Source organism: Enterobacter asburiae, assembly GCF_007035645.1.
Classification (GTDB): domain Bacteria; phylum Pseudomonadota; class Gammaproteobacteria; order Enterobacterales; family Enterobacteriaceae; genus Enterobacter; species Enterobacter asburiae_B.
This window is the reverse complement of record NZ_AP019632.1, coordinates 999,727-1,026,218: the sequence shown is the minus strand read 5'-3', so window position 1 is coordinate 1,026,218 and position 26,492 is coordinate 999,727. Positions and strand designations below refer to the sequence as shown.

The following is a 26,492-nucleotide window of genomic DNA, read 5'->3' as shown; positions in this document are numbered from 1 at the left end:
GTCGGCCTCATGCTATTTCTGACATAATGACGGCCCTGATAAACAATGGTATTCTGCCCGCAACTCTTAAGGACATCTATTTCCAGAGCGATGTGGCGGATTCTGGTGAGAAATTTATTCTTGATCTCTTTTTTCCGACTCACTCTGGTGATAATGCTGTTCCTTATGGTGGGCCCTGCGGCGGCAGGCACGCTTACGGAAACGGATAAATCGGTACGCTCGATTGTCTCAGGCATCGTGAGCTATACGCGATGGCCGTCACTTTCCGGTCAGCCTAAACTCTGCGTCTACGCCACTTCGCACTATACGCACGCCCTCAGCGGCGATGAGGGGCATAGCGAGTTACCTTATACTCCCGTTATTGTACGTAACGATCAGGAAGCCCTGGCCGCGACGTGCGATGCGATCTATTTCGGGTCTGAATCACCGGCAAAACAACTTGAATTAATAAGTCAATATCAGGGCAGAGCGTTGCTATTAATCTCAGAGCAAAATCCGGAATGTGTAATTGGCAGTGCCTTTTGCCTGATAATCGATCGCGGCCAGGTACGGTTCGCCGTCAATCTGGATGCATTGACGCGCAGTGGCGTAAGAGTCAATCCGGATGTATTAATGCTTGCACGGAATAAGCAGCATGGATAAAGATTTCACTTCAACGCCACGTCCGACGTTTAAAAGAACGTTGAGGCGAAACAGCATGATAAGCGTCATCATCACGATGACGCTAATATGGCTGCTGCTCTGTTTTGCTTCCGTCGTGACGTTAAAACAATACGCGCAAAAGAATCTCGAATTAACCGGCGCAACAATGAGCCACAGCCTGGAAGCCTCGCTGGTGTTCAACGACTCGCTGGCGGCCAACGAAACGCTGGCTGCGCTGGGCAAACAGGGGCAGTTTGCCGTGGCCGAGGTTATTAACGCGCATAAAAAGCGGTTTGCCTACTGGTCCTGGAACCCGGAGGACAACAACGACACGCTGGGCGCACTGGTCAGCCGCTGGCTTTTCCCCGTACCGGTTGCGCAGCCCATCATGCATAACGGCGCAACGATCGGCGAAATTCGCCTGACCGCGCGTGACAGTCTGATCGGCCATTTCATCTGGATGTCGTTTGCCGTTCTGACCGGCTGCATTCTCTTTGCAACCGTCGTCGCGCTCACCATTACCCAGTCTTTGCACCATGGGATGGTCACGGCCCTGCAAAACATCACTGACGTCGTGCATGACGTTCGTACTAACCGCAACTTCTCCCGCCGGGTGAAAGACGGCCGTATCGAAGAGTTTCACCAGTTTGGTGAGGACTTCAACAGCCTTCTGGATGAGATGGAGGAGTGGCAACTGAAGCTTCAGGCGAAAAATGCCCAGCTGCTGCGTACCGCCATGCACGACCCGCTCACCGGTCTTGCCAACCGCGCTGCGTTTCGTAACAGCATTGCAGCCTTAATGAACGACCCTTCAGCCAAAACAAACTCGGCCCTGCTCTTCCTCGACGGTGATAATTTTAAGTTTATTAACGACACCTGGGGACACGCGGCAGGTGACTGCGTGCTGATAGAAGTCGCCAGCAGGATGATGGAGTTTGGCGACAAACGTCACCAGGCATACCGCCTTGGCGGTGACGAATTCGCTATGGTGCTGTACGGCGTACACTCTGAGCTCGAGGTTCAACACATTTGTGCTGCGCTATCGCAGCAGTTTATCCGTCCGTTTGATCTTCATAACGGACAAAAAGCATCGATGTCACTCAGCATTGGCTTTGCTCTGGCGTGGGAAAATGCTTCCGTGGAAGCATTACTGGAGAGGGCTGACCGCAACATGTATCAGGTGAAAAACCAGCGTACGAAAACAACAAGTTAGAAAGGATACACTATGTTAAAACGTTACTTCGCGCCGATAGTTCTGGCCTCACTGGTTCTGGCAGGCTGTCAGTCGCCCCCGGAAGGCAAATTCACTCCTGAGCAAATTTCGGCGATGAAGTCTTACGGTTTTAACGAACTGAACGGTGACTGGTCACTTGGCATGTCGGACACCATCCTGTTTGATAAAAATGACGCCAGACTGCGCCCGGAAAGTGAAACGCAGATCCAGTCCATGGCCTCTCGCCTGGCGGAAACCGGCCTGAACCACGCGCGAATGGACGGTCACACGGATAACTACGGTGAAGAAAGCTACAACGAAGCGCTGTCGTTAAAACGCGCCAATGCCGTGGCCGATGCCTGGGCGAAGGGGGCAAATATCCCGCGCAGCAATCTCACCACGCGGGGGTTAGGTCAAAAATATCCGGTTGCGAGCAACAGTACCCCGCAAGGGCGCGCTGAAAACCGCCGCGTCGCAGTGGTGATCAGCACGCCATAGGGTTATTTAGCGGATGATTCGGCGAGCGTCACCCTGGTTGCCGCTCGCCAGCGCAGCCAGTCCACCACAACAAACAGCGCCAGACTCACGCCCATGATCGGCAAGGCCAGCCCCAGCAGTATGCTGATTATCACCGTAATCCCTCTTCCCCACCCTGACAGCGCCAGCCAGCTCTGGCAAAGCGTCTGCACCGGATCCACGGCCGACCGTGCCGGACGACGCATCCACCACATCCGGTAACCCCAGACGATGAGCACGCACAGGGTGAGGCCGAACGCCACCAGCAGCAGCTGATTCACCAGCCCGAATAAGATCCCCATATGGAAATCCACGCCCCAGCGGGTCAGTTTTGCCATTAACGGGAAATCCTCGAATCGGGTTCTGTCCAGGACCTGCATCGTAGAAGGATCAACCGCAACGGCGTCCACCTGGGTCGGCCAGCTACGATCGATTTCCGTCACGGTCCAGGCGCGATCCGCCGTTTTTGCCGGGCGGATCTCCAGCCTGTTGGCATCAATTCCCGCGTTACGGGCCGCGCTTAATACTCCGTCAAACTGCGTCAGATCCATCGCCATTTCCGGCATCATCATTCCGCCGTGATGGCCTCGGTGTTCGGCGTGCTCATCCACGATCTTCTGTTGACCGGAAAGCGTCGTGTTCACCTGCGGGGTAAGCCAGTTCATCTCTGCCCGCACCTTATCAACGTTCCCGCCTGCCCATTGAGACCAGGTCAGGCCGGTTGCTGAGAACAACAGCATTCCGCCCAGCAGACTCCAGCCCAGCGTCACGTGCATCCGACGACGATTCTGGAAGCGATTATTGATCCGCCGTTTGGGTCGGGTATAAAACCACAGGGCAGCACCGCCCAGCGCGGCAACCCACATCCAGGAGGCGGCAAGCTCGCTGTAGAGCCGCCCCACGTCGCCCAGCATCAAAGAGGTATGCAGATAATCAATGGTCTGACGCAGCGGTAAAATCCCGCTGGTGCCGTATACCGTCATATCTCCCAGCACCGCCAGGCTTACCGGATCAATAAAAATAGCCCGGTTCTCCGATGGCCCAAGCGTCGGGTCAGCAAACATCACGCGGGTGGTTTCGCCTTCAGCCAGCCCGGGACGCACGGCGTGCAAATGCACATCTGATCCAACGTTTTTTTCCGCCACGGCAATTTGTTCCGCCAGCGGCTGCGGCACGCCCACGGAATCCGTGTGGAGCGCGTGCCGGTAGAGCGCATTCTCCAGCTGCGGGGTCGCCACATACAGCGTACCGGTCAGCGCGGCAAAGAAGATAAACGGACCAACAAAAAGCCCGACGTAGAAATGGAGGCGACGCAGCAGGTTTCCCCATGCCGCGCGCGGAGTGCAGGTAGTCATACTTTTCCTTTTTAAGGCAAAAAGTTATCGATTTAGTTTTAAAGGGAAAAAGCAGACTGCCGCGGCGGCGCGCGGGTATCAGGGTAAAGCCAGGGGAAAAAGTGCCAGTGGCTGACCGCCTGGCGCGGCGGCTTAATGCGAAGCCTCTGTAATACCGCGCTGAGCAGGACGATCAGCGCCAGCATCACGCCAGGGACATGCGCTAACAGCACGCAGTAGCCGCACGCTTCCGCATGGTCGACAGGCATCGTATGCGGCATATCGCCCTGATGCTCGTCCATCGACATCATGCTCATGTCATGATGCATGCCCGGCATCGCGCTCATGGGATCTTTCTGCAAGGAGACGGAGATAAGCGGCGCCACCACGATCAGCAGGATCGCAAACAGCGCGGTCAATGCCGCTGCGCGTTTCCGGTCAGGCTGATGCAGTACGTTATCCACTTCTCCTCCTTTCAAGAGGCAAGCATTGTAAATGATTTATGACAAAAGGGTTAACGCGAGAGGTGCGCAGGGATAAAAAAAGGGCCAGCCTTTCGGCCAGCCCTTTCTAACAGGATGTCGCTTAAGCGAATCTTAGTTCAGACGCTCTTTAATACGAGCAGACTTACCAGTACGCTCACGCAGGTAGTACAGTTTAGCTTTACGTACAGCACCACGACGTTTAACAGCAATGCTGTCAACTACCGGAGAGTGAGTCTGGAAGACACGCTCAACGCCTTCGCCGTTGGAAATTTTACGAACAGTGAATGCAGAGTGCAGACCGCGGTTACGAATAGCGATAACCACGCCCTCGAATGCCTGCAGACGTTTTTTGGAACCTTCAACAACCCATACTTTCACTTCCACGGTGTCACCTGGACGGAAGGAAGGTACGTCCTGCTTCATCTGCTCTTGTTCAAGTTGCTTAATAATGTTGCTCATAATTTAATCTCTTATCCTGGGTAAACTGATATTCGGGAGCGTATTACGCATTCCCATCATGTTCATGCTGCTGGTGCGCGTGTTCAGTTTTGAACTCGGCCAGCAACTTTGCTTGCTCTTCAGTCAGAGCCAGGTTTTCCAGAAGTTCAGGTCTTCTAAGCCAGGTTCGGCCCAGCGACTGCTTCAAACGCCAGCGACGTATCTCGGCATGGTTTCCAGACAGTAACACCGCCGGTACTTCCATCCCTTCTAACACTTCAGGACGAGTATAGTGTGGACAGTCCAGCAACCCATCGGCAAAGGAATCTTCCGTTGCCGAAGCTTCATGGCCCAGAACCCCCGGAATGAACCGGGCGACGGAGTCAATCAGCGTCATTGCGGGTAACTCACCACCGCTGAGAACGTAATCGCCGATAGACCATTCTTCGTCAATCTCGGTTTGAATTACGCGCTCATCTATTCCTTCGTAGCGCCCACAGACCAGAATCAGCTTTTGATTCGTCGCCAGTTCGCTCACGCCCGCTTGATCAAGCTTGCGTCCCTGAGGTGACAGATAAATCACCTTTGCGCCTTCACCTGCCGCGGCTTTTGCTGTGTGAATGGCGTCCCGTAAGGGTTGCACCATCATTAGCATCCCCGGTCCGCCGCCGTAAGGACGATCGTCCACGGTACGGTGCCGGTCATGAGTAAAGTCACGAGGACTCCAGCTCTGGATGCTCAGCAGGCCATTCTTTACTGCCCGGCCAGTTACCCCGTAATCGGTAATCGCGCGGAACATTTCAGGAAACAGGCTAATTATGCCAATCCACATAGCGCCGTCTTTTACCGTTTATCCGGAGAATTTAAAAACCAGGATCCCAATCTACTTCAATGGTTTGAGTAGTGAGATCGACTTTCTTGATAACCTGTCCATCGAGGAACGGAACCAACCGCTCCTTGATGCCAAATGCATCTTTCAGGTTTGCCTTAATGACGAGAACGTCATTTGACCCGGTTTCCATCATATCGATGACTTTCCCCAGGCTGTAGCCTTCGGTAGTGACTACCTGGCAACCCATAAGGTCTTTCCAGTAGTAGTCGCCCTCTTCCAGCTGTGGCAACTGCGACGAATCCACGACAATTTCACAATTAGTCAGCGCATTCGCAGCATCACGATCGTCAACGCCTTTCAGCTTGATGATGATGTCCTGATTGTGGTGACGCCAGCTTTCCAGCTCGACCTCTTCCCACTTACCGCCTTTCTGGATAAACCAGGGCTGGTAATCAAAAATGCTATCAGCGTCTTCAGTGGAGGAAAACACTCTGAGCCAACCACGGATACCGTAGCAAGAACCCATTTTTCCCAATACGATCGGTTCAACAGGTGCTTTATTGCTCATCATGACCACCGTGACAGATTAAGCTGCTTTGTTTGCTGCTTTGATCAGCGTAGCAACGCGATCGGAAACAGTAGCGCCCTGGCCAACCCAGTGAGCGATACGATCCAGATCCAGACGAGTTTCTTCTTCTGCGCCAGCGGCCAGTGGGTTGAAGAAACCAACGCGCTCGATGAAGCGACCGTTGCGTGCATTACGGCTGTCAGTCACAACAACCTGGTAGAACGGACGCTTTTTAGCGCCGTGACGAGCTAAACGAATAGTTACCATAACATCCTCTTGTGTGAATAAAACAACCGGGCCCCATCGAGGAACGGAGCCCGGGTGTCATATTAAAAGCCCGAAAATTTTACTCATTTTCGGGCAAAAAGCAATCTCAAAAGCGATTAACGCCCTGGAAAACCGGGTGGCATCATGCCTTTCATGCCGCGCATCATCTTCGCCATGCCGCCTTTCTTCATTTTCTTCATCATGCGCTGCATGTCGTCGAACTGTTTAAGAAGACGGTTAACGTCCTGCACCTGCATGCCGCAACCGGCTGCGATACGGCGTTTACGGGAACCTTTGATGATATCCGGGTTAGCGCGCTCTTTCAGCGTCATCGAGTTGATGATCGCCTCCATACGCACCAGCACCTTGTCATCCATCTGCGCTTTCACGTTGTCAGGGATCTGGCCCATGCCCGGCAGTTTGCCCATCAGGCTGGCCATGCCGCCCATGTTTTTCATCTGACGCAGCTGCTCAAGGAAGTCGGTAAGATCGAAACCGTCACCTTTTTTCAGCTTGCTGGCAAGCTTCTCGGCCTGCGCGCGGTCAACTTTGCTCTCGATATCTTCGATCAGCGACAGCACGTCGCCCATGCCGAGGATACGGGAGGCAATACGATCCGGGTGGAACGGCTCGAGCGCTTCAGTTTTCTCGCCCACGCCGAGGAATTTAATCGGCTTACCGGTGATGTGACGAATCGAGAGCGCCGCACCGCCGCGGGCGTCACCGTCCACTTTAGTCAGCACCACGCCGGTTAGCGGCAGCGCTTCGTTAAACGCTTTCGCGGTATTCGCCGCATCCTGACCGGTCATGGCATCGACAACGAACAGGGTCTCTACCGGGTTGATAGAGGCATGCACCTGCTTAATCTCGTCCATCATCGCTTCGTCAACGTGCAGACGACCGGCGGTATCCACCAGCAGCACATCATAGAATTTCAGCTTCGCTTCTTTCAGCGCCGCGTTAACGATGTCGACAGGCTTCTGCGCCACGTCGGACGGGAAGAAATCTACGCCGACCTGCTCGGCCAGGGTTTCCAGCTGTTTGATCGCCGCCGGGCGATAGACGTCCGCAGAAACCACCAGCACTTTCTTCTTGTGCTTTTCACGCAGGAATTTACCCAGCTTACCGACGCTGGTCGTTTTACCCGCACCCTGCAGGCCCGCCATCAGCACCACGGCCGGCGGCTGAGCCGCCAGGTTAAGCACCTGGTTCTCTTCGCCCATCGCCGAAACCAGTTCATTACGAACGATTTTGACGAACTCCTGACCCGGGGTCAGGCTCTTGTTAACTTCATGACCAACCGCCTTCTCTTTAACGCGGTTGATAAAATCACGAACAACCGGCAACGCGACGTCTGCTTCCAGCAGCGCCATGCGCACTTCGCGCAGCGTTTCCTTGATGTTCTCTTCAGTAAGGCGTCCGCGGCCGCTGATGTTGCGCAGCGTGCGCGACAAACGATCGGTTAAATTATCAAACATTGTCTCTCGCCTGAGTAGAAACGTTGGGCCGCCATGGGCGACACATACACAGAATTTTGCCGGAGTATAACATGAAGGCGCCTTTGTTGTTATGCAACGGTTGGAGCAGGCGTCACGTAACGTTATACTGCTTCTCTTTCTTATTAAGACAACTGTCGATGCCTATATGCCTGTTTTCGCACTGATCGCCCTTGTTGCCTACTCTGTCAGCCTCGCGCTGATCGTTCCCGGACTGCTGCAAAAAAACAGCGGCTGGCGGCGCATGGCTATTCTTTCCGCGGTGATCGCACTGATCAGCCACGCGTTTGCGCTGGAATCACGCATCATTCCCGGCGACGGCAGCGTGCAAAACCTGAGCGTCCTTAACGTCGGCTCGCTGGTCAGCCTGATGATCTGCACGGTAATGACCATCGTCGCGTCTAAAAATCGCGGCTGGCTGCTGCTGCCGATTGTCTATACCTTCGCGCTGATCAATCTGGCCCTCGCCACCTTTATGCCTAATGAATTCATTACGCATCTGGAGGCGACGCCGGGGATGCTGGTGCATATCGGCCTGTCGCTCTTTGCCTACGCGACGCTGATCATCGCCGCGCTTTACGCCATGCAGCTCGCCTGGATTGACTATCAGCTGAAAAACAAAAAGCTGGCGTTTAACCATGAGATGCCGCCGCTGATGGTCATTGAGCGTAAGATGTTCCACATCACCCAGGTGGGCGTTGTGCTGCTGACGCTGACGCTCTGCACGGGCCTGTTTTACATGAAGAACCTGTTCAGCGTGGAGAACATCGATAAAGCTGTGCTCTCCATCATCGCGTGGTTTGTCTATATTGTCCTGTTATGGGGCCATTATCATGAAGGCTGGCGCGGTCGTCGCGTGGTCTGGTTCAACGTCGCGGGTGCGGGCATTCTCACCCTTGCCTATTTTGGCAGCCGCTTCATACAGCAATTTGCTGGCTAAGAAACAAAGGAGTTCCCCCTGGAACACATCTCTACCACCACGCTGATCGTTATCCTGATCGTCATGGTGGTCATCTCCGCCTATTTCTCCGGCTCGGAAACCGGCATGATGACCTTAAACCGCTACCGGTTACGTCATCGTGCTAAACAGGGTAACCGTGCCGCTCGTCGCGTTGAAAAACTGCTTCGCAAGCCGGATCGCCTGATAAGCCTGGTGCTCATCGGCAACAACCTTGTCAACATTCTGGCCTCCGCCCTCGGCACCATCGTTGGGATGCGCCTGTACGGCAACGCCGGGGTGGCGATTGCCACCGGCGTGCTGACGTTCGTGGTGCTGGTGTTTGCCGAAGTGCTGCCGAAAACCATCGCCGCGCTTTACCCTGAGAAAGTCGCCTACCCGAGCAGCTTCCTGCTGGCACCGCTGCAGATCCTGATGATGCCCCTGGTCTGGCTGCTGAACATGGTGACGCGCGTACTGATGCGGATGGTGGGGATCAAAGCCGATGTCACCATCAGCAGCGCGCTCAGCAAAGAGGAGCTGCGCACCATCGTGAATGAATCCCGCTCGCAGATCTCCCGGCGCAATCAGGACATGCTCCTGTCAGTGCTGGATCTGGAAAAGGTGAGCGTCAACGACATCATGGTGCCGCGTAACGAAATCGTCGGTATCGACATCAATGACGACTGGAAAGCCATCGTTCGCCAGCTGACGCACTCCCCGCACGGGCGCATTGTGCTCTATCGCGACTCGCTGGATGACGCCATCAGCATGCTGCGCGTGCGCGAAGCCTACCGTCTGATGACCGAGAAAAAAGAGTTCACCAAAGAGGTGATGCTGCGCGCCGCCGACGAGATTTACTACGTGCCGGAAGGTACGCCGCTCAGCACCCAACTGGTGAAATTCCAGCGCAACAAGAAGAAGGTCGGCCTGGTAGTCAATGAGTACGGCGATATTCAGGGGCTGGTGACGGTCGAAGATATTCTGGAAGAGATTGTCGGGGACTTTACCACGTCAATGTCGCCTTCCCTCGCGGAAGAGGTTACCCCGCAAAACGACGGCTCGGTGCTGATTGACGGTAGCGCGAACATTCGTGAACTCAACAAAGCCTTTAACTGGCATTTACCGGAAGATGAGGCTCGTACGATTAACGGGATGATTCTGGAAGCGCTGGAAGAGATCCCGGCGGCGGGCACGCGGGTGCGCATTGAGCAGTACGATATTGATATCCTGGACGTGCAGGACAATATGATTAAGCAGGTGAAAGTCCTGCCCGTAAAACCCCTGCGCGAAAGTATCGCTGAGTAAGGCTGTAGGCCGGGTAAGGCGAAACCGCCACCCGGCACTACGAATGGCAAATTACGCTTTCGCTTTCGCCACGGTCACCATCGCAGCGCGAATGGTACGGCCGTTCAGGGTGTAACCTTTCTGCATCACGCCCAGCACTTTACCGGCTTCCACCTCTTCGGACTCCACCATTGCAATCGCCTGGTGAACGTTTGGATCCAGCGGTACGTTGGTATCGGCAATGACTTCTACGCCAAACTTACGCACCACGTCGAGCATGGATTTCAGCGTCAGTTCGATACCTTCGATCATCGCCGCGTTGTCCGGATTCGCTTTGTCAGCCACTTCCAGCGCGCGGTCGAGGCTATCGATTACCGGCAGCAGTTCGTTGACGAATTTCTCCAGCGCAAATTTATGCGCCTTCTCAACGTCCTGCTCGGTACGGCGACGCAGGTTTTCCATTTCCGCCTTGATGCGCAGAACACCATCGCGTTCGCGATTCTGCGCTTCTACCAGCTGGGCTTCCAGATTCGCAATTTTTTCATCGCGCGGGTCCACCTGCTCAGCAGATGCGTCTGGCTCTACAGCCTCAACTTCATCGTGCTGTTCCGTGATAATTTCTTCAGGGGCTTGCCCCTCAGGCGTTTTCTGTTCTTTACTACTCATGAATTTCTCCGCGTTTTTCTGCATTCATCTCGCTAACTTCGCTTATTATGGGGATCAGTTTCCGGGATTCAAGGGAACAAGACAGATTGTTCCGGGATTCAAGGGAACAAGACAGATTGTCATCATTCATCAGGCACAAGGACCTCCAGAAAATGAATAATCATTTCAGGTGTATTGGGATTGTCGGGCATCCGCGTCACCCTACCGCACTAACGACACATGAAATGTTGTATCGCTGGTTGTGTAGCAAAGGCTATGAAGTGATGGTCGAGCAGCAGATTGCGCAGGAGCTTCAGCTGAAGAGCGTCAAAACCGGCACGCTGGCGGAAATTGGCCAACAGGCCGATCTCGCCGTGGTGGTGGGCGGCGACGGCAATATGCTCGGCGCGGCCCGCACGCTGGCGCGTTATGACATTAAGGTCATCGGCATCAACCGTGGCAATCTCGGCTTTTTAACCGACCTCGACCCGGACAATGCGCAGCAGCAGCTGGCTGACGTGCTGGAAGGGCACTATATCAGCGAAAAACGATTTTTACTGGAAGCGCAGGTGTGCCAGCAGGACTGTCAGAAGCGCATCAGCACCGCAATTAACGAGGTGGTTCTTCACCCCGGAAAAGTGGCGCACATGATTGAATTCGAAGTTTACATCGACGAAATCTTTGCTTTCTCCCAGCGTTCCGACGGGCTGATTATCTCCACCCCGACAGGCTCAACCGCCTACTCGCTTTCTGCCGGCGGCCCGATCCTGACGCCCTCGCTGGATGCCATTACCCTGGTGCCGATGTTCCCGCACACGCTCTCCGCCCGCCCGCTGGTCATCAACGGCGACAGCACGATACGTCTGCGCTTCTCGCATCGCCGTAACGACCTGGAGATCAGCTGCGACAGCCAGATAGCGCTGCCGATCCAGGAAGGTGAAGATGTTCTCATTCGTCGATGTGATTACCACCTTAATCTGATTCATCCGAAAGATTACAGCTATTTCAACACATTAAGCTCGAAGCTTGGCTGGTCAAAAAAATTGTTCTGATTTTGCATCCAGTACTTTACTGTATAAAAAACCAGTTTATACTGTATGAAAACACAGTTATGGTTTTTCATACAGGAAAACAATTATGCTGGCACAATTGACCATCAGCAACTTTGCCATTGTTCGTGAGCTTGAGATCGATTTCCACAGCGGCATGACGGCGATCACCGGGGAAACCGGTGCAGGTAAATCCATTGCCATTGATGCCCTCGGCTTGTGCCTTGGTGGCCGCGCAGAGGGCGACATGGTGCGCATGGGCGCAAACCGTGCCGACCTGTGCGCCCGTTTCTCCCTGAAAGACACCCCTGCCGCCCAGCGCTGGCTGGAACAGAACCAGCTTGAAGATGGACGTGAGTGTTTACTTCGCCGCGTGATCAGCAGCGACGGTCGTTCACGTGGCTTTATCAACGGCACGGCGGTCCCGCTCTCCCAGCTTCGCGAACTCGGCCAGCTGCTTATCCAGATCCACGGTCAGCACGCGCACCAGCAACTCGTCAAACCTGAACAGCAGAAAGCGCTGCTGGATGGCTATGCGGGTGAGTACGCGCTTACTCAGCTTATGGCGGAGCACTATCGCCAGTGGCATCAGAGCTGCCGTGAACTTGCCCAGCACCAGCAGCAAAGCCAGGAGCGCGCCGCACGTGCGGAACTGCTGGCGTACCAGCTTAAAGAGCTCAACGAATTCAACCCGCAGCCGGGTGAGTTTGAGCAAATCGACGAAGAGTACAAACGTCTGGCGAACAGCGGCCACCTACTCTCAACCAGCCAGAATGCGCTCAACCTGCTGGCGGACGGCGAAGACGTGAACCTGCAAAGCCAGCTGTATAACGTCCGCCAGCTCATTACCGAACTGGTTGGCATGGACAGCAAGCTTTCTGGCGTCCTGGATATGCTGGAAGAAGCGGCCATTCAGATCTCCGAAGCCAGTGACGAACTGCGCCACTACTGTGAACGTCTGGATCTCGACCCGAACCGTCTGTTTGAGCTGGAGCAGCGCATTTCCCGTCAAATTTCACTGGCGCGCAAGCACCACGTCACGCCGGAAGAGCTGCCAGGATTCTATCAGTCTCTGCTGGAAGAACAGCAGCAGCTTGACGATCAGGCTGACTCGCAGGAAACCCTCTCTCTCGCGGTGAACCTGCATCATGAACAGGCGCTGGCGACAGCGCAAAAGCTGCATGAAATCCGTCAGCATTACGCCCAGGAGCTAAGCCAGCACATCACCGACAGCATGCACACGCTGGCGATGCCGCACGGTATCTTCACCATTGATGTCCGCTTTGAAGAGAATCACCTGACGGCAGAAGGTGCGGACCGCATCGAGTTCCGCGTCACCACCAACCCGGGGCAGCCGCTGCAGGCTATCTCCAAAGTGGCCTCCGGTGGTGAACTTTCGCGTATTGCGCTGGCGATTCAGGTGATTACCGCGCGTAAAATGGAAACCCCGGCGCTGATTTTCGATGAAGTGGATGTCGGCATCAGCGGCCCAACGGCGGCGGTGGTGGGCAAACTGCTGCGCCAGCTAGGCGAATCAACGCAGGTGATGTGTGTCACCCACCTGCCGCAGGTCGCGGGCTGTGGCCATCATCACTTTATCGTCAGCAAAGAAACCGACGGTGAAATGACCGAAACGCACATGAAGCCGCTGGATAAACGTGCGCGTCTGCAGGAGCTTGCTCGCCTGCTCGGTGGCAGCGAAGTCACCCGCAATACGCTCGCGAACGCGAAAGAACTGCTGGCGGCATAAACTTTTTCGGGATCTCAGGGTCATACAGAACAACAAAAACGCCGCCAGACCGGTTTCAAAGTGGGGCAAGGTCTATTATCATCGGCATATTACATATGAGCCGCGTTCTGCTCGGGCCCGAAAAGGAATCAAATCACTATGCGTTGTAAAATGCTGACCGCTGCCGCAGCGGTTCTTCTGATGTTGACCGCAGGCTGTTCCACTCTGGAGAAAGTGGTTTACCGTCCTGACATCAACCAGGGGAACTACCTTACCCCTAACGATGTGTCCAAAATCCGTGTGGGGATGACACAACAGCAGGTCGCTTATGCACTGGGAACCCCGATGATGTCCGATCCGTTCGGCACTAATACCTGGTTCTATGTATTCCGTCAGAAGCCGGGCCACGAAGATGCGACCCAGCAGACCCTGACGCTGACCTTCAGCAGCGCCGGTGTGTTGACCAACATCGACAACAAGCCTGCCCTGACCAAATAATCAGAAGTCAGAAATGCAAAAAGGTGCTCATTGAGCACCTTTTTTGTTTTTCTTTTATCCCCTCGCCCCTTTGGGGAGAGGGTCAGGGTGAGGGGAAAACACGCTACTTACCCGATTTCTCCGCACGCTGACGTCGCAGTTCTTTCGGGTCAGCAATCAGCGGGCGATAAATCTCAACCCGGTCGCCCTCTTTCAGCACATCACCCAGCTTCACCGGACGGCTATAAATCCCGACCTTATTTTTCGCCAGGTCGATATCGCTGCGAAGTTCGAGGATGCCGGACGCGCGGATAGCCGCCTCAACGGTTGCACCCTCTTCCAGCGTCACGCGCTGCAGATACTGCTTCTCCGGTAGCGCATACACCACTTCTACAGCAATCTTATGCGACACTGTAAACCTCTTTGGCGCGGGTGGTGAACGCCTGAACCATATTCGAGGCCAGCTCTTTAAAGATGCGGCCAAACGCCAGCTCAATCAGCTTATTGGTAAATTCAAAGTCCAGCTGGAACTCGATGCGACAGGCGTCAGCGCTCAACGGCGTAAACTTCCAGCCCCCCATCAGGGTTTTAAACGGACCATCCACCAGATGCATCAAAATACTCTGATTGCTGGTCAGCGTATTGCGGGTGGTGAACGTCTTGCTGATCCCCGCTTTGGAGACATCCACCGCCGCAGTCATCTGCGTCGGGCCGGACTCCAGAACGCGGCTCCCGGTGCACCCCGGAATAAATTCTGGATAAGACTGAACGTCGTTCACTAACTGATACATTTGTTCCGCGCTGTAAGGCACGAGCGCAGTACGGCTAATCTGAGGCATAGCATTTCCCATGGTCACACAACGGACAAATAATAACATTTATCACCTGTTAAAAAAACGCTAAGCCTCATCTCGTGCTAAGATAGCGCGTTAGACCTCACAGGACGCAATGAGGTGACTTTTTGAAATCAGATTACCGACGGCTTTACGACACTTATGACGAAGAAAAAAGCACATAAACCAGGCTCGGCGACCATTGCGCTCAACAAGCGTGCTCGCCACGAGTATTTCATTGAAGAAGAATTCGAAGCTGGCCTTGCGTTGCAGGGCTGGGAAGTAAAATCGCTGCGCGCCGGGAAAGCCAACATCGGCGATAGCTACGTGATCCTGAAAGATGGCGAAGCCTTCCTGTTCGGCGCGAACTTTACGCCGCTGACCGTCGCCTCCTCACACTACGTGTGTGACCCAACGCGCACGCGTAAATTGCTGCTGAACAAGCGTGAGCTGGAATCCCTCTACGGACGCATCAACCGTGAAGGTTTCACCGTGGTAGCCCTGTCGCTGTACTGGAAAAACGCCTGGTGTAAAGTGAAAGTTGGCGTCGCAAAAGGTAAAAAACAGCACGACAAACGTACTGACCTGAAAGAGCGCGAGTGGCAACTTGATAAAGCGCGCATCATGAAAAACGCAGGACGTTGATTCTGCACACTTATTGTACTATTCAATAAGTTAGCGTTCCGGGCTGGTATCCAGGAAGTGAAATCTGGTATACTTAATTCAACACTATTGGGGCTGATTCTGGATTCGACGGGATTTGCGAAACCCAAGGTGCATGCCGAGGGGCGGTTTGCCTCGTTAAAAGCCGCAAAAAAATAGTCGCAAACGACGAAAACTACGCTTTAGCAGCTTAATAACCTGCTCTGAGCCCTCTCTCCCTAGCTTCCGCTCTTAAGACGGGGATCAAAGAGAGGTCAAACCCAAAAGAGATCGCGTGGAAGCCCTGCCTGGGGTTGAAGCGTTAAAACTAATCAGGCTAGTTCGTTAGTGGCGTGTCTGTCCGCAGCTGGCGTGCGAATGTAAAGACAAACTAAGCATGTAGTACCGAGGATGTAGAAATTTCGGACGCGGGTTCAACTCCCGCCAGCTCCACCAAATCATGATCCGGATACGTCCGGTGAAGTACAGAAAGCCCGCATGGCATCAGCCCTGCGGGCTTTTTTGTGTCTGTCGTTGTCCGAGACGATCCGCCTGAATCCAGTAAAAATTGGTACACGTTTAGGTACACGCTATACTGTGGTCCATTAAACGTGTACCAATTATGGAAGGAATCCAGACATGGCGCGCATCACACGCCCCCTAACTAACGACGAAATTCTAAAAACTAAACCCCGCGATAAAGACTTCACACTTCATGATGGTGATGGTCTGTTCTTACTCGTCAAAACCTCCGGTAAAAAACTCTGGCGCTTCCGTTATCAACGACCGGGAAGCAGCAGCCGAACAAATTTGAGCCTCGGCTCATACCCTGCCCTTACACTCGCAGCAGCTCGTCAGATACGCGACCAGCATTTAACTACTCTTGCGCATGGTACCGATCCCCAGCAGCAGGAAGAGCAAGTCTCTGAGCAGCGGCAGATTGAGTTGGACAGTATTTTCTCGACCGTGGCCGCCAACTGGTTTCAGCTCAAGAGTAAAAGCGTCACAGAGGATTATGCGAAAGATATTTGGCGTTCATTAGACAAAGATGTTTTCCCAGCTATCGGCGCAATACCTGTTCAGGAACTCAAAGCCAGAACAATTGTTGAAGCACTGGAGCCAATCAAAGCACGTGGGGCATTGGAGACAGTTCGACGTTTAGTGCAGCGAATTAACGAAATCATGATTTACGCCGTCAACACCGGCCTGATTGATGCTAATCCGGCATCAGGTGTTGGTATGGCTTTTGAAAGACCCAAAAAGCAAAATATGCCTACGCTGCGGCCAGAAGAATTGCCAAAGTTGATGCGTTCTTTGGTTATGTCGAACCTGTCTGTACCGACTCGCTGCCTGATTGAGTGGCAGCTCCTGACTCTTGTTCGCCCTTCTGAGGCCTCTGGTGCTCGGTGGGAAGAAATCGATCTCGATGCCAAGCTTTGGACAATTCCAGCTGAACGGATGAAGGGCAAACGCGAGCACGTTGTTCCTTTATCTCCTCAGGCGCTATATATATTGGATGTGATGAAGGCTATCAGTGCTCACCGGGAGCATGTTTTTCCAAGTAGAAATGATCCAAAGCAAGCAATGAACAGCCAAACGGCTAATGCAGCATTGAAGCGTATCGGATATGGAGGCAAGCTAGTCGCACATGGTTTACGTTCAATAGCAAGCACAGCTCTGAATGAAGCGGGTTTTAACGCAGATGTTATTGAAGCTGCCTTGGCGCATACAGATAAAAATGAAGTTAGAAGGGCATATAATCGTTCAATCTATTTAGAGCAGCGAAAAGATTTAATGTCTTGGTGGGGTGTTTTTGTGAATAAAACTAATAAATAAGGATTACTACACATGGCAAACGAACTATTTAAAGCATTCAAAGCATCAGAGTTACATGATAAGAACATTAATTTCCTTATCGGCTCAGGTGCTTCAGCTTCGTATATACCAACGCTAAAGATTAATGATGATTTAACTTACGAGGATCTACTTACAGATAATAACTACTCTGACATAAACAACTTCATTTACTATCAATATTATAAAAATATTTTAAAAAAGAGTTTCTGTTTCCTGCCAAAAGCTGATGATACCAGATCGCGTAAAAGTCGCAGAAAAACATTAAATGCGTACATACAATTAATAGATAGCATTGTGCATTTAATTAATAGGAAAGGGGCAAACCAGATACGCAGAGCCAACATTTTCACTACAAACTATGATTTATTTTTCGAAAATGCTTCAGATAGGTTGCTTCGTGATTCTACAAATTTTATTTTTAACGATGGTGCTAGAGGCCTTAAAAAACGTCACCTTCAAATCAGTAATTTTCATACATCAACTTGGCATCAAGGTACAAATGACCTTTATAAATTCGAGATCCCAACAATAAACCTCATTAAAATGCATGGTTCTGTTTCATGGAATAAATATAGCGAAGAAAGAATTGAAGTAAATTACCCCAATCATTTCCCAGAAGATTTAGAAATTGATTTAGATATTCCAGACATACAAACCGCTGTACAATTAGTAGAAGATTTTTCATTTATCGAAACCGCCAAAGAAAGTCTCAATCTTGCTGAGAAAGATGAATTAGCGTTAGAAGAATTCAGGAAAGAATACAATAAACTTGCTATCGTAAACCCAACTAAAGCAAAATTTGAAGAAACTGTTTTCCAACAGCATTATTACCAATCATTAAGACTCTTGAGTTATGAACTTGAGAAGCCTCAAACTGTTTTAATATGTTTTGGTTTTTCTTTCAAAGATGAGCACATTCGAGAAATTATTTCTCGTTCTTTGAGTAACCCCTCGTTAATAGTTTACATATTCTGCTATAAAAACAATGACAAGACCGCAATAAAAGAATTAATAAACAATAAAAAGATTGTTTTTATTTATCCAGAAAACGATGACGAAAATAATGTGATTGATCTAGAAAGATTCATAGATTGTATTTTTTCCCTTAGCGGAACCGACTCAATGGAGGGATTAACATGCAGTTTATAATCGGGTATGTCACAGCTGTAAGAGGAACCTCCGTCCGTGCAATCGTACATCCAAACCTGTATCAGACTACATATATATATGATGGAAGATTATACCGTGGTGTTGCTATAAATGAATTTATAGTCATAAAAAAAGGGTATCACGATATTATCGGAAAAATTGAGGGTGAAGAAATCATCGAAAAGAAAAACTTTGACAACACACAACCCAACAATGAAAAGTTTGATAGATTTGTAGATATTAAAATCATCGGTTATATTTCAGGAAATAAATTTCACTCGGGTATAAAATACCTACCAATGATTCAGGATGAATTACACCTCATATATGACGAAATTATATCCACAATATATTCTTTCGAAGGCAAGATAGATGCTAAAAAAATATTAATTGGCAAATCACTCTTAGAAGAAATACCTATTCACATCCCAATAAACGGCATATTCAATTCACACATCGGAATATTTGGAAATACAGGAAGTGGTAAATCCAATTCTTTAGCAAAAATATATAGTGAGCTTTTCTCTTGTGTGGGAGATAAATTATTCAATAAATCCACCTTTGTATTTATTGACTTCAACGGTGAATATAAACCCATTCACAATCAGTTCAAAGACAAGAGTAATTATATTGAACTTGACACTCATTTAAAGAATGGAAATCAAAAGTTAAAAATCAAAAAATCAGAGTATTGGGACCCAGAATTACTTTCAGTCCTATTTTCTGCCACAGAAAAAACTCAAAAACCATTTCTAAATATACTTGTTAGAAACAGACTCAAGTATGGCGATGAACTCAATGATTATTTTCATGACACCATAAAAATAATGTTTGGTCAAAATCAACACCGAGAAACAATTAGTGTACTTCGTTCAATAATTAACATTATCAATCCTGAAAAATCTAAAGAAATAAACTCTGAATTATCTGAGTTCAGTTGGTTCTCAAGAGGGGAAAACAACAAATATTATAGAAATGGTACATTTCTCAACACTCCAGATGAATATCTTGCTCACCTACCTACTCTTGCAAGTACCAATATCGACATCACAACATTATCGCCTTTTCAGCAAATAACTGTTAGGGCAACCCTTCAATTAATAAAATCCGTATCTAGGAACTATGTACAATATGAGCATATAAGCCCATTAATTAGCAAAATAAACTCCTCAAGCAGTTCACTTGAAAAAGTGATTGAAATAATTGATGATATTGAGCTTGAAACCAAACCATTATTATTTATATCATTAAAGAATTGTAACCAAGAAACGAAAAAATCGATTCCAATGTTGATTGCAAAATGTTCTTTTTTGGAACATAAGAAAAAAGACACATCGCAAAACAGCTTTCACCTGATTGTTGATGAGGCTCATAACATATTATCGGAGACATCTAATAGAGAATCCGAGACCTGGAAAGATTACCGATTAGAACTGTTTGAAGAAATAATAAAGGAAGGCCGGAAATTTGCTTATTTTGTCACGATTGCAAGCCAGAGACCAGCAGACATATCAACAACAATAATATCTCAAATACATAATTATTTTCTCCACCGCTTAGTTAACGAAAATGATTTATTCTTACTCAAAAACTCTATAAGCAATCTTGATAGTTCTTCGCGCGGCTTAGTTCCTATACTGCCATCTGGTGCCTGTGTAGTATCGGGCACAGCATTTCATACTCCGATGATCATACAAATCCAGCGTCTACCTTCAGAATTAGCACCTGAAAGCGATACTATTGATCTGGACTCATTTTGGTAATTACTGGAAATGTTTCACTTTGAAGTTATTACGCCAAACAGGAAATTTGATTGATACCTGCCGCCACCAGGCGGCTTTTTTTTCTTCACCATGCCTACGAACCTCAGAAACCCGCTACACCGACAAACACCTTGATGCCCCCTTAAGACTTCTTAGCGAATCTGCATCCCATAGCAACGCTCTCAACCTGCCAAAATAAATATGTACGTTAGCGCTGGCGCGCAATGCTCTCCCCGCCACGCCTGCCCGCTTAAGGGGGCGCTTTTAATGCAGGTGCATGAACGGCCTCAGGACGCGCCAGTGCTGGCGCTGGCGGGGGATTGAGTGTCGGTAAAACGCATGCAAAACCATGCACCTTATGCATGCATGGCTTTTATACGTAAAAATGGCGAGATTTTCGGGGATTTTTAAGCGGACTACTGCACGGCCAGTTCTGCACGGCGGCGGGTGTAATTCAGGTTCTGTGCGGGTGTGAATTTTTCACGATTATCATCGCGCGAAGCCGCGTCAGGCCTGAATCCGATGGCAGTTAAAATGTCATTATCCTGCGCCGAATAATTAATTTTTTCACCAGCGGACAGCCAGAGCTGTAGCGCCTCGCGCAGATAATCGAGCGAGTGCTGCATGGCGCAGCGCTGAACGGCGGAATGTTGCCCGGAATAATTCATCAGCTCCGGGGCAAGGGCGGCGGCCAGCTCCGCACCGTGCGCCTGCATAAAATCATTTAATCGGTCGCGGATGCTGATGCGCTGCACCTCCTCATGCGAGCGGATATAACGCCCGGCAGCCTGATTTATTTCCCACTTTTTCACCTCGATAATCTCACGCAGCGTTTGCAGGCTCCGGCCGCTGTGGCCGCTGCCGGCAAGCTGTTCGCGGTATGCCTGTTCGGCCTGCTTCAGTTCATCCCGGCGTTGCAGCCAGGCGGATTTATTTGCCTGGCTGGCCTCAAAGGCTTTCTGTAGCGTCAGTGTGGTCACGTATGTTTCTCCTGATGACTGGCCGTGCTCACGCACCGGCACGGTTAACGGTGGCCGCCGGTGCGGGTACCGGGATGACCGGCTCTGTCACCGGTGAACGAATAACCCCGTCGATGGATTCAAGCGTGCGGAACGTGGCCGAGCACTCGATGTTCATGCACTGGTGATAGCGCTGTTTGACGTTATCTGACAAATACCGACTGGTGCGGGAATGCGCGCTAGTTTTGCAGAACGGACAGTGAAACATGCCTATGCCCCACCTTATGAAAGCCATTTTGAATCAGTTTTTTGAAAAGAACATAAAACTACCTGACTACCAAGGTGCGCTGAACCAGCAAAGTAATCCCTACTAACAACAATCTTCATTCTTTTAAAGCTGCAAATCGTTCATAGCGAAAAGTCCCTAACCTCATCAATATCTCATTGAAATATAATCAAAAGAAACAAAATCAAAAGCGAGGTTAATAAATATTAAAAAGACCTTTTGCCGATAATGTGCTAGAAATTTGTTCAACGCATCTCAGAGCCAATGACGGGAATAATGAGAATATGGATACGACGTTGCTGAGCGCATTAGATACCGATGGACGCGATAAATTCGAAAGCGCTATGAATGCCTTACAAGGCGATGTTTCCGCTGCAGCCGCGAGGTTGTCGGTCGACCCCCGCTTACGCCTTGAGTACTCAAAAAGAATCAAAGAAATGTCCGCAGACTTACGCGCAAAGGCCAATGCTGGAGTGATCTCTTGGGACAAAGCGGCACGAGAGGCTCAGGAAACGAGAAATTTGATCATGGAGATGGTGCGCTCTCGCAGCACTCCCCTGGGACGGGCAATGGCCGAACGGATAAAAAGCGAAGGTAAGACGCTTAATGAGTTGGTAGCAAAAAAAGCGAAAGCTTTATTCGGCCCGCAGGCAAATTTTAACAGTCTTTCGGAAGTACAAAAAAATCAGATATATGCAAGTATCGTTGAATCCGCAGGCAAGTCTAACCCACAAGTAAACATGAAAATGATGCAACTCTCGCGCATTGGAAGAGGGCTGATTGTTCTTTCGATTGCGATTTCTGTTTACGAAATTTATACCGCTGATGATAAGGTTTCTGAATCAGGCAGGCAGATAGCGATTAATGGTGCAGGTATTGCCGGTGCTGCCGCGGGTGGCGCAATGGCGGGATTAATGTGTGGGCCAGGCGCACCTGTTTGCGTGCTCATCGGTGGCTTCGTCGGCGGCGCTCTTGCTGCATGGGAAATGGGACGTTTGTGGAATTGATTATGCAACAGGTTAATTCAATATCTCTGGTTAAGCTTCGCGAAGCTACCGATGTAACCCAGGCTCAATCTGACGTTGTGCTCAATGGTAAAAGCACCGGCATTATTGTACCGGGACAAGTGCTTGAAGCAGCGGTCCAGGTTAATGAGCTGCGTTATATCCTGTTTCTGACGGATGACATTATTTTCGAGGAATCCCTGACGATTGCCCTTATTGACGTTCATGAAGGGCTTAAAGAAATTGTTCGTTTGGGAAATGAGTACTCGACAGGTAGTTTTGCGGATCTCCAGGTCACTGACGATAGCGTAGATTTTAGGTTTATTGGGGATTATATCTGGACACTGAAAGTATCAGATTCACCTCGCCTGCGGCTTCCTTTTGTTTCCGATCCAAAAGGTGTTAAACGGGAGTCTGGTCTGAAAAAGTACATAACGATCTCTGCCACACCGGCGTCGGAAAACGTAAGCTGAAGTCATTATTTAAAAGAATGAAAAGGCTTTCTGCTGAGCGGGATAAATGCTCGTGAGAATTATGCAGACTCGGATAGCCAACCAGAATCTCCATCGGTAATAACCCTATTCATCCGATGAAACCTGAAAGCCCACACGGTATAACCCCTGCGGGTTTTTCAGTACCATCAACCCACCGTTCCCCTTTCTCTTTGACAAACATCAACGACACCTCCCCTCCCCCTATGCAGAAAAAAAAAACACCACCCAGCGCTACGGAATAGCCGCTCAACCCGGAAGGAACCCCACCATGTACAGACCCATAACCGTTATTATCTTCATTCTCCTGACCCTCGCCGCCCTTGCTGAAATAGGCTTTTTATCCTTTGGATAATCCTCAGGCGAAATATCCCTCTTCAGGGAACATTGATCTCATTACAGTTTTTTCCTAAAGCCATCCCGTTTCGCCTGTGCCATGCTGAATCACGCTCATAACCGATAACGTTAAATGAGGATATTATGAAAAAAACAATTATCGCATTATCTGCCGTTCTGCTGGCTTCCCCAGTATTTGCTGCGACCACACATGCAACTGACGATACCGTCGCTGCGGCGAACGCAAACGCCAACGAGGCGAAGCAAAAACTGCACGAAGAGCAGAACAAAGGTGAAGAGCTGAAGCTGAAGCAAAAACATGCTGCGGAAGGTAAAAGCGAAAGCCTGGGCAGCAAGGTCAGCGAAGATTCCCAGAAAGCCTGGCATAAAACCAAACAAGGCACCGAGAAAGGGTGGGATGCCACCAAAGAAGGCGCTGAGAAAGGCTGGAACAAAACCAAAGAAGGTGCCAGCGAGCTGGAAAAGAAAGTCACTGAGTAATCCCTTCGAAAGGCCGCGCAAGCGGCCTTTTTTATTCCCCGCAGCTCTGCGTGCTCAAGGCTACACTTGTCACCAGGTCCGGTTATCGCGATCCGGTTGAAATAATATCAACAAAGCCGAATAGATCCCGGGGGTGACGCGTTTACTCCCTGCCCCCCTAAAAGAGATCCTGAGATGCTTCGACGCCTGGTGATAGTGCTTGTTTTGATTTGTCCGTGGGCGATGGCTGCCCCGAAGAGCTACATAATTGACACCAATAACACCGCCATTCGGCTGTCGTGGCATGCCTTTGGCGGCATCCTCTCCTGGGCGACGTTCAGCGGCGTGACGGGCGCCGTGACGCTCAACCCGGAAAATGACGTCGACGACCATATTCACGTCACCATTCCCGTAGCGACTCTCGTAGCCTCAAACAAGCTGCTCACCTGGCAGCTGAAAAGCGATATGTTTTTTGAATCCGAGCGCTACCCGACTATCGAGTTCATCAGCTCTCGCGTGGTCGCCCAGGGCGACGGGCGGTTCAGGGTGTTCGGCACGTTGACCGTACGAAACATCGCCCGCCCGGTGATCCTGGAGGCCGTCGTGAAAGACCCACACGCGCAGGCACTCACGCTGGATGCCACGACGGCGATCTCGCGCGCGGCCTACGGGATGGATAAGTTTGCGCTGGTCGTGGACGATCGTATTGCCATCGCTATTGCGATTCAGACGAACGACGTGCCGTCATCCTGAGATGAGGCGCTGTAGCTGCTCCGCGTTTCCCCGCAGGTGAGACGGCGGGTTGCGGCCAATCAGGACAAACTGGTAGCCCGCCTCCTGCCACCACGCCAGGTTCATGCCGTGCCGCTGCTCCTGGCGCAGAGAGGCCATAGTCTTCTCATCTACAGGAGAGATACAGAGCGCCATCGGGCCGTAGTCGGCGTTAATCCAGGCAATCTGCGCGATCGAGGTGGTTTCATAGCGCAGCATTCGCACCATTTTCAGTTCTGCCCCCTGCAGGACAAGCTGCGACATGTGCAGCTTGATGCCGATGTCCTGCGAGGCTCGTTCCAGCCCGCGCTGCAGGACCGGCGTTGCGCTGTCCATATCCAGCAGCGTCTCAACGCTGTACAGGGACATATATTGCGCTTCGAGGTCGCGAATATGGGCGTTCTCATCCGCTGGCGCGGAAGCGGGCCGCAGCAGGTAGCCCAGCCCGGATCCGACCATCAAAAAGCTGGCCGACGCGGCGATCAGCGCCCGCCTGCTGACGCCAGCCGGCGTGGAGGATTGTGGATCGGGAAGTGCCGCCAGACGCGCCTGCATTGCCTCCAGAGGTGCCTCATCCAGCAGGGGGGCAAACGCCCCGGCGAAATCCTGGCTGCTTTTCATCAGTTCGGCGGTTCGCCCGGAGAGGCGTTCGTCACTTTTCAACTGTTCTTCAAATTGCTGCGCGTCGGCGCGGCACATCTCGCCATCTATCCATGCCACGATAGCGTCGTCGTTATAGGGCGGTGCAAAACGGTGCGAGTTCAAGAGCGTTTCTCCTTTACCGGAGGCAGTGCGTCAGCGGATCTGGCAAGCCGAGCCCGCGCCGTCGCCAGCCGGCTCATCACGGTACCGACAGGCACCGCAAGAGTGTCCGCCGCCTCCTGGTAGGTAAAGCCTTCGACATAAACCAAAAATACCGCGTTGCGCTGGGCTTCAGGCAGCGCGTTGACGCGCTGCATCACCTTCATGTAATGCAGGCGCGTCTCATCCTGTTCGCGGGTGTCCGGCGCCAGAAGCTCGTCGCTGGCCACAAATCCCTGCCCCTGACGCACGTGTCGTGCCCGAAGCTCAGAGATCCAGATGGAGTGCAGTATCGCGAACAGCCACCTGTCGATGCGCGTGCCCGGCGTATACTGGCTGCTCCTTTCAAGCGCACGCACGCAGGTGGACTGAACCAGCTCTTCGGCGATATCCCTGTTTCGCGACAGCACCAGCCCATAGCGCCAGAGGCGCGGCAGGTGTGCGGCTAACTGTTGACGAACCTCACTGGTAGCGATGTGTTTTTCCTCCACGAGAAAATCAGGATTCCGGATGCCCGTTGATGGCGGCCTGCAGGTCACGGTACTCCTCGCAGGACTGGCCACAAATACCGGCAATCACCTTCAGCTGTTCTTTCGCGAGGTCAGGACGTCCTTTTACCATCCACGCTTCACCGAGGTATTCCCGGGCTTTGGCATAATCCGGTGCGATAGCCAGCGCGCGCTGGTAGTAACCAATCCCTTCGTCCGTGCGGCCAAGCTTGCGCGTGGCGAACCCGCGATAGTTCCACGCTTCAGCCGTATTGCCATTTTTCAGCGAATCAAGCAGGTTCAGCGCCGCCTGGTACTCGCCTTTCTTCGCGAGATGGTACGCATAGTTGGTTTTGTCCTGGTCGCTGAGGCTGCTGCTCTTGTCCGGCACGCATTTCTGGGTGGCGCTGTCATACACCTGTCCGGAAGGACAATCGGGCGTTTTGCTCTCGGTACTATTATTGCCCATTGCCAGCGCCAGGGGGGACAGCAGGGAAAAAATCAGCACCGGGATCAAACGAAACGAGATCGTGTTCATATAAAGCTCCAGGGTAAGAAGGAAGTGACGTCAGTAAACGCCCGACTGACGATTTTTATTCATTCTCCCCGTGAATTTTTTGCTGTCGCTAAATCATGCTGACGTCGTAGCACCAATGGAAATAAATCAGGTTATTTTACCCTTTACTTAACGCTATTATTTTCGCGTGATAGCAGAGT

The 26,492-nt window shown here is 51.3% G+C and carries 31 protein-coding genes and 1 other RNA gene; 17 read left to right on the top strand and 15 right to left on the bottom strand.

From position 1 onward, the window contains the following. Positions 1–105 precede the first annotated feature (105 nt). From yfiR to FOY96_RS04880, 3 genes are read left to right on the top strand one after another with little or no spacing between them, the layout of a single operon-like run. Positions 106–642: a regulatory sequestration protein YfiR gene (yfiR, locus tag FOY96_RS04890; RefSeq protein WP_033146572.1), complete on the top strand. Its 537-nt coding sequence runs from the start codon at positions 106–108 to the stop codon at positions 640–642. Beyond that, positions 635–1,855 (top strand): diguanylate cyclase DgcN/YfiN, encoded by a 1,221-nt coding sequence (dgcN, locus tag FOY96_RS04885; protein ID WP_029741024.1) that lies wholly within the window; start codon positions 635–637, stop codon positions 1,853–1,855. Before yfiR ends, dgcN begins: the two co-directional genes overlap by 8 nt. A 12-nt stretch (positions 1,856–1,867) precedes the next feature. After that, on the top strand, positions 1,868–2,353 hold the full coding sequence (locus FOY96_RS04880; RefSeq protein WP_029741023.1) for an OmpA family protein: 486 nt from the start codon (positions 1,868–1,870) through the stop codon (positions 2,351–2,353). A 2-nt stretch (positions 2,354–2,355) separates the two neighbouring features. Here FOY96_RS04880 and FOY96_RS04875 read toward each other — a convergent pair whose 3' ends face one another. The 7 genes from FOY96_RS04875 to ffh form a co-directional block, all read right to left on the bottom strand. After that, positions 2,356–3,726: a PepSY-associated TM helix domain-containing protein gene (locus tag FOY96_RS04875; RefSeq protein ID WP_143346586.1), complete on the bottom strand. Its 1,371-nt coding sequence runs from the start codon at positions 3,724–3,726 to the stop codon at positions 2,356–2,358. A 38-nt stretch (positions 3,727–3,764) separates the two neighbouring features. Beyond that, a complete protein-coding gene (locus FOY96_RS04870; protein ID WP_048979772.1) occupies positions 3,765–4,169 on the bottom strand; it encodes a DUF2946 domain-containing protein in 405 nt (134 codons plus the stop codon). Between the two features lie 132 nt (positions 4,170–4,301). Continuing rightward, on the bottom strand, positions 4,302–4,649 hold the full coding sequence (gene rplS / locus FOY96_RS04865; protein ID WP_002914145.1) for a 50S ribosomal protein L19: 348 nt from the start codon (positions 4,647–4,649) through the stop codon (positions 4,302–4,304). Between the two features lie 43 nt (positions 4,650–4,692). Continuing rightward, positions 4,693–5,460, bottom strand: coding sequence for a tRNA (guanosine(37)-N1)-methyltransferase TrmD (gene trmD, locus FOY96_RS04860; RefSeq protein ID WP_014832949.1), 768 nt, complete (start codon positions 5,458–5,460; stop codon positions 4,693–4,695). A 31-nt stretch (positions 5,461–5,491) separates the two neighbouring features. Then, positions 5,492–6,031, bottom strand: a complete 540-nt coding sequence (gene rimM, locus FOY96_RS04855; RefSeq protein ID WP_029741020.1) for a ribosome maturation factor RimM — start codon at positions 6,029–6,031, stop codon at positions 5,492–5,494. Positions 6,032–6,046: 15 nt separating this feature from the next. Then, positions 6,047–6,295, bottom strand: coding sequence for a 30S ribosomal protein S16 (rpsP, locus tag FOY96_RS04850; protein WP_003863133.1), 249 nt, complete (start codon positions 6,293–6,295; stop codon positions 6,047–6,049). 116 nt (positions 6,296–6,411) lie between these two features. After that, positions 6,412–7,773 (bottom strand): signal recognition particle protein, encoded by a 1,362-nt coding sequence (gene ffh, locus FOY96_RS04845; protein ID WP_014884878.1) that lies wholly within the window; start codon positions 7,771–7,773, stop codon positions 6,412–6,414. 166 nt (positions 7,774–7,939) lie between these two features. Here ffh and FOY96_RS04840 point away from each other — a divergent pair, with 166 nt between their 5' ends. Then, on the top strand, positions 7,940–8,731 hold the full coding sequence (locus tag FOY96_RS04840; RefSeq protein WP_014884879.1) for a cytochrome C assembly family protein: 792 nt from the start codon (positions 7,940–7,942) through the stop codon (positions 8,729–8,731). An 18-nt stretch (positions 8,732–8,749) separates the two neighbouring features. Then, a complete protein-coding gene (locus FOY96_RS04835) occupies positions 8,750–10,036 on the top strand; it encodes an HlyC/CorC family transporter (RefSeq protein ID WP_025759264.1) in 1,287 nt (428 codons plus the stop codon). A 51-nt stretch (positions 10,037–10,087) separates the two neighbouring features. Here the strand turns inward: FOY96_RS04835 and grpE are convergent, their stop codons facing one another. Then, positions 10,088–10,681, bottom strand: coding sequence for a nucleotide exchange factor GrpE (gene grpE / locus FOY96_RS04830; RefSeq protein WP_023333122.1), 594 nt, complete (start codon positions 10,679–10,681; stop codon positions 10,088–10,090). 152 nt (positions 10,682–10,833) lie between these two features. Here grpE and nadK point away from each other — a divergent pair, with 152 nt between their 5' ends. The 3 genes from nadK (at position 10,834) to bamE (ending at position 13,936) form a co-directional block, all read left to right on the top strand. After that, positions 10,834–11,712 (top strand): NAD(+) kinase, encoded by an 879-nt coding sequence (gene nadK / locus FOY96_RS04825; protein ID WP_008502500.1) that lies wholly within the window; start codon positions 10,834–10,836, stop codon positions 11,710–11,712. A gap of 85 nt (positions 11,713–11,797) precedes the next feature. Then, positions 11,798–13,459, top strand: a complete 1,662-nt coding sequence (gene recN / locus FOY96_RS04820) for a DNA repair protein RecN (RefSeq protein WP_033146256.1) — start codon at positions 11,798–11,800, stop codon at positions 13,457–13,459. A gap of 138 nt (positions 13,460–13,597) precedes the next feature. Continuing rightward, a complete protein-coding gene (bamE, locus tag FOY96_RS04810) occupies positions 13,598–13,936 on the top strand; it encodes an outer membrane protein assembly factor BamE (protein ID WP_008502502.1) in 339 nt (112 codons plus the stop codon). 103 nt (positions 13,937–14,039) lie between these two features. Here the strand turns inward: bamE and FOY96_RS04805 are convergent, their stop codons facing one another. Next, positions 14,040–14,327 carry an RnfH family protein gene (locus FOY96_RS04805; RefSeq protein ID WP_025759268.1) on the bottom strand — a complete coding sequence of 96 codons (288 nt, stop codon included), beginning with the start codon at positions 14,325–14,327 and terminating at the stop codon, positions 14,040–14,042. Then, positions 14,317–14,754, bottom strand: a complete 438-nt coding sequence (locus FOY96_RS04800) for a type II toxin-antitoxin system RatA family toxin (protein ID WP_024908332.1) — start codon at positions 14,752–14,754, stop codon at positions 14,317–14,319. The genes FOY96_RS04805 and FOY96_RS04800 overlap by 11 nt, the downstream gene beginning before the upstream one ends. 156 nt (positions 14,755–14,910) lie before the next feature. On the opposite strand from FOY96_RS04800, the gene smpB reads away from it, so the two are divergent. From smpB to FOY96_RS04775, 5 genes are all read left to right on the top strand, one after another. Further along, entirely contained in the window at positions 14,911–15,393 is a 483-nt protein-coding gene (smpB, locus tag FOY96_RS04795; protein ID WP_008502505.1) for an SsrA-binding protein SmpB, read from the top strand. A gap of 89 nt (positions 15,394–15,482) precedes the next feature. Then, positions 15,483–15,846, top strand: a transfer-messenger RNA (tmRNA) gene (gene ssrA / locus FOY96_RS04790). Positions 15,847–16,029: 183 nt separating this feature from the next. Then, the gene (locus FOY96_RS04785; RefSeq protein WP_143346585.1) at positions 16,030–17,226 is read left to right on the top strand and encodes an integrase domain-containing protein; all 1,197 of its coding nucleotides are present in this window, start codon (positions 16,030–16,032) and stop codon (positions 17,224–17,226) included. Between the two features lie 12 nt (positions 17,227–17,238). Next, positions 17,239–18,396: an SIR2 family protein gene (locus FOY96_RS04780; RefSeq protein WP_033146327.1), complete on the top strand. Its 1,158-nt coding sequence runs from the start codon at positions 17,239–17,241 to the stop codon at positions 18,394–18,396. Then, positions 18,384–20,159 carry an ATP-binding protein gene (locus FOY96_RS04775; protein ID WP_143346584.1) on the top strand — a complete coding sequence of 592 codons (1,776 nt, stop codon included), beginning with the start codon at positions 18,384–18,386 and terminating at the stop codon, positions 20,157–20,159. Before FOY96_RS04780 ends, FOY96_RS04775 begins: the two co-directional genes overlap by 13 nt. Positions 20,160–20,575: 416 nt before the next feature. On the opposite strand, the gene FOY96_RS04770 is transcribed toward FOY96_RS04775, so the two are convergent. Together FOY96_RS04770 and FOY96_RS04765 are read right to left on the bottom strand one after the other, a co-directional pair. After that, on the bottom strand, positions 20,576–21,139 hold the full coding sequence (locus FOY96_RS04770; protein ID WP_033146329.1) for a phage polarity suppression protein: 564 nt from the start codon (positions 21,137–21,139) through the stop codon (positions 20,576–20,578). A 28-nt stretch (positions 21,140–21,167) separates the two neighbouring features. Next, positions 21,168–21,386: an ogr/Delta-like zinc finger family protein gene (locus tag FOY96_RS04765; protein WP_015570058.1), complete on the bottom strand. Its 219-nt coding sequence runs from the start codon at positions 21,384–21,386 to the stop codon at positions 21,168–21,170. A gap of 302 nt (positions 21,387–21,688) precedes the next feature. Here FOY96_RS04765 and FOY96_RS04760 point away from each other — a divergent pair, with 302 nt between their 5' ends. The 4 genes from FOY96_RS04760 (at position 21,689) to FOY96_RS04745 (ending at position 24,468) form a co-directional block, all read left to right on the top strand. Further along, positions 21,689–22,411: a hypothetical protein gene (locus tag FOY96_RS04760; protein WP_049015074.1), complete on the top strand. Its 723-nt coding sequence runs from the start codon at positions 21,689–21,691 to the stop codon at positions 22,409–22,411. A 2-nt stretch (positions 22,412–22,413) separates the two neighbouring features. Next, positions 22,414–22,881: a hypothetical protein gene (locus tag FOY96_RS04755; protein ID WP_033146330.1), complete on the top strand. Its 468-nt coding sequence runs from the start codon at positions 22,414–22,416 to the stop codon at positions 22,879–22,881. 498 nt (positions 22,882–23,379) lie between these two features. Continuing rightward, positions 23,380–23,736 (top strand): hypothetical protein, encoded by a 357-nt coding sequence (locus tag FOY96_RS04750; protein ID WP_029740047.1) that lies wholly within the window; start codon positions 23,380–23,382, stop codon positions 23,734–23,736. Between the two features lie 174 nt (positions 23,737–23,910). Continuing rightward, positions 23,911–24,468 (top strand): YceI family protein, encoded by a 558-nt coding sequence (locus tag FOY96_RS04745; protein ID WP_047059358.1) that lies wholly within the window; start codon positions 23,911–23,913, stop codon positions 24,466–24,468. Here FOY96_RS04745 and FOY96_RS04740 read toward each other — a convergent pair. Genes FOY96_RS04740 through FOY96_RS04730 form a run of 3 tightly spaced genes read right to left on the bottom strand, consistent with a single transcriptional unit; the run spans position 24,460 to position 26,313 of the window. Next, the gene (locus FOY96_RS04740) at positions 24,460–25,251 is read right to left on the bottom strand and encodes an anti-sigma factor family protein (RefSeq protein ID WP_143346583.1); all 792 of its coding nucleotides are present in this window, start codon (positions 25,249–25,251) and stop codon (positions 24,460–24,462) included. The genes FOY96_RS04745 and FOY96_RS04740 overlap by 9 nt on opposite strands. Then, positions 25,248–25,778 carry an RNA polymerase sigma factor gene (locus tag FOY96_RS04735; RefSeq protein ID WP_143346582.1) on the bottom strand — a complete coding sequence of 177 codons (531 nt, stop codon included), beginning with the start codon at positions 25,776–25,778 and terminating at the stop codon, positions 25,248–25,250. Before FOY96_RS04735 ends, FOY96_RS04740 begins: the two co-directional genes overlap by 4 nt. Before the next feature lie 7 nt (positions 25,779–25,785). Then, complete coding sequence (locus tag FOY96_RS04730) at positions 25,786–26,313, bottom strand: tetratricopeptide repeat protein (RefSeq protein ID WP_033146334.1); 528 nt, start codon at positions 26,311–26,313, stop codon at positions 25,786–25,788. Positions 26,314–26,492: the final 179 nt, after the last annotated feature.